Origin of the sequence: Protofrankia sp. Cj3 (assembly GCF_917627355.1) — a bacterium.
Classification (GTDB): domain Bacteria; phylum Actinomycetota; class Actinomycetes; order Frankiales; family Frankiaceae; genus Protofrankia.
The window spans coordinates 1-2912 of the sequence record NZ_CAKJTR010000090.1 but is presented as its reverse complement, the minus strand read 5'-3'; the positions used below and the strand labels follow the sequence as shown (position 1 = coordinate 2912).

Annotated in this window: 3 protein-coding genes; 2 read left to right on the top strand and 1 reads right to left on the bottom strand. The window is 66.9% G+C overall.

Going from position 1 to position 2912, the window contains the following annotated elements:
• Positions 1-242: 242 nt before the first annotated feature.
• Positions 243-992, bottom strand: coding sequence for a 1-acyl-sn-glycerol-3-phosphate acyltransferase (locus MJ783_RS13685; protein WP_239310818.1), 750 nt, complete (start codon positions 990-992; stop codon positions 243-245).
• 245 nt (positions 993-1237) lie between these two features.
• Between MJ783_RS13685 and MJ783_RS13680 the strand changes: the two genes are divergently transcribed.
• Together MJ783_RS13680 and MJ783_RS13675 are read left to right on the top strand one after the other, a co-directional pair.
• Positions 1238-1912 (top strand): M50 family metallopeptidase, encoded by a 675-nt coding sequence (locus MJ783_RS13680; RefSeq protein ID WP_239310817.1) that lies wholly within the window; start codon positions 1238-1240, stop codon positions 1910-1912.
• A 76-nt stretch (positions 1913-1988) separates the two neighbouring features.
• A complete protein-coding gene (locus tag MJ783_RS13675) occupies positions 1989-2726 on the top strand; it encodes an SOS response-associated peptidase (protein ID WP_370651621.1) in 738 nt (245 codons plus the stop codon).
• Positions 2727-2912: the final 186 nt, after the last annotated feature.

Below are 2912 nucleotides of genomic sequence, written 5' to 3'. Positions count from 1 at the left end.
CGGTCCTGGTTGGGTGTGACGACCGGAACGAAGATCTAAGAGTGTTCGGCAACAGAAATGTGGATCAAGGAGCGGGGTTGGGTGCGTGCGGCGCAAGGCAGCGAAGGGAGCCACCGGAGGCAGCGGACGGATACCCAGGCTCCTCGGCCAGCGCCCAATACCTCCGGCGTCTCCCTCCTCCGCCTCACGATCCATCGACCCGGACGCCGTTGTCTGATCGAACGCCCTATTGCCGGAGCCTCTTACTTCTTCTTGTCGCGGAGCGCGGCCCGCTCGCGCGCGACCGCCTCGGGCGTGGGTGCGCAGCCACCGAGGTGAGCGGGCAGCCACCATGGTGACTCGCCTGGTGGCGGCGGCGGGTAGTCCCGCTGGGCGTCGGCGAGAAGCTTCGCCATCGCGTCAGCCAGCAGTTGCGTCCCAGCCTGGGCGTCCTTCAGGTCGACCGCCGGGATCGCTTCACCAACCGTGATCGACACGGGGGTTCCTCGCGCGGCCCGGAAATTACGCGGCCGCCCCTTGGTGAGGATGCGCTGGCTGCCCCAAACAATTACTGGGAGTATCGGAACGCCTGCTTCGGCGGCCATCCGGGCCGCCCCTGACTTGAAGGGCTGGAGACAGAAGCTGCGACCGACCGTCGCCTCGGGAAAGACACCCACGAGTTCGCCGGCCCGCAGAGCTCGCACCGCGTGACGGTATGAGCCGGCGCCCGCCGATCGGTCGACGGGGATATGACGCATTCCCCGCATCAGAGGCCCGGCAAGCGGATGGGTGAAGACTTCATGTTTGGCCATGAAGCGTACCAGGCGGCGGTGGGAGTACCAGAACGGAACACCGGCAAGCGCGAAGTCCAGGTATGATACATGGTTGATCGCTACCACGCATCCACCGATGGCTGGTACGCGTTCCTGTCCCCGGACGTCCAACGTGAGATCGAGGGCCTTGAAGACCCCGAGCGCGAAACGGGCCACTGGCTTGTAGACGAGATCCGCCACCCGCTCCTTACCTCCAGACGTTCCCTGTCGTGACGATGACTCGACCGGCGGCCCCGATCGGCCACGAGAAGTGATTATCTGATCGTACCCTTGGCACGGTGACCCGGCGGAACCTCATACCGCCTGGTGCTTGACACCCCTTTTGCTGAGCATTGCATACTCGGGTCCTGGCGGTCGCACCGACACCGCACCCGCCCGTCGGCGGCGACAGTTGAGACAGGAGACGTACGACGCCTGACGAGTGGATGCAGTTGTTCACCACAGGTGACCCGCCACGATGGACAGCCGTTGCCGGTGGCGCGGTCGCCCTTCTCGTGGTGCTCAACAATCGCCTGTGGCCGCTGGCTCGACATGTGATCACTATTGCGCACGAGGGTGGGCATGCGCTTGCGGCGGTCGGAAGCGGCCGGCGCCTTGGCGGCATCCGGCTGCATTCGGATACATCCGGGGTAACCGTGTCGGCGGGCCGCCCGACCGGGCCAGGCGTCGTTATCACGGTAGCGGCCGGCTATATTACGCCCTCCGTCCTCGGGCTTGGCGGTGCCGCGCTGCTGGCGGCCAACCAGGTGAGCCTGTTGTTGCGACTGAGCGTCGCGCTGCTGCTCGGGGTCTTGGTGGCCATCCGCAACGCCTTTGGCGCACTGTCGATAGTGCTGAGCGCCGCGACAGTCGTCGCGGTGTCCATGTTGGCGCCATTTCGTTCGCAGGAGGTGTTCGCGGCCTTCATCACCTGGTTCCTCCTCATCGGTGGGGTGAGGCCGATCATCGAGGTGCAGCGGACCCGTCGCCGCGGTGCGCCGACGTCAGACCCGGACCAGCTGGCCCGCCTGACCCGCATACCGGCGGGGCTCTGGGTGGCCTTGTTCGCGATGGTGGCGCTGTTCTGCCTGGCTGTCGCGGCCGCGTGGCTGTTCCGTTGATGATCAGCCGATGGTCGGCACCCGACGCGATCAGACGGTGATGGCCTATTGGTGATGGCCGGGCCGGGCCGGGGCCGTGACGGCCGGATGCGGGCCGGGCCGCTCGCTGGCAGACTGTCATGCTGTGTGCGGTCGTTACGCCAACGCTTTGAGCGCACGGCAACTGACGGAGTCGTTCGCGGCACGTGATGAGACTGACGGCGTTCAGCCGAACTTCAACGTGTCACCGACCAACATCGCTCCGGTGGTTGTCATTCCGTCTGAGGGGCCGCTGGCAGGCGCGCGGTTGCGGACGGCCCGCTGGGGGCTGGTGCCATCATGGGCACGTGATGTCGCGATCGGTAACCGTCTGATCAATGCCCGGGCGGAGACGGTCGCCACCAAGCCCGCGTTCCGTGCCGCGCTGCGCGCCCGTCGCTGCCTGGTACCGGCAACCGGCTATTACGAATGGCACCGGGCCGATGGCGCCCGCCGCGGACAGCCCTACCTGGTACGGCCGGCTGACGATACGCCCGCCGGGCTCGCGGGTCTTTACGAGGTGTGGCATCCGCCATCGGGCGGTGTGCTCGCGACCTTCACCATCATCACCACCACCGCGGCCGGTGGGCTGGAGTTTCTGCATCCACGTTCGCCCGTGCTTCTCCCACAGGCCTCCTGGTCGCGCTGGCTCGACCCGTGCGTCAACGACCCGGAAGCCGTGACGGGGATGCTCGGGCCGGCGCCCGCCGGCATGTTGCGGGCGTACCCCGTCAGTTCGAGGGTTGGGAACGTACGTAACAACGACCCCCACCTCCTTGACCCGGTTGTCGTCTGATCTTGCGGTTCGCCTGGCTTGTTGGGCGTGGAGCGGCCGGCAGCTCCTCCGTTCCTCTGCCGGGCGGACGCATTTCTCTGCTGGGCAGGCGAAGCCGCGCAGGGTCGACAACGACAGGCCGTAGCGCCCATCAGCCCGCGGGGCATCGGTGATTGTCAGCGAACTAAGAGCGCCCGGCAATAGGGG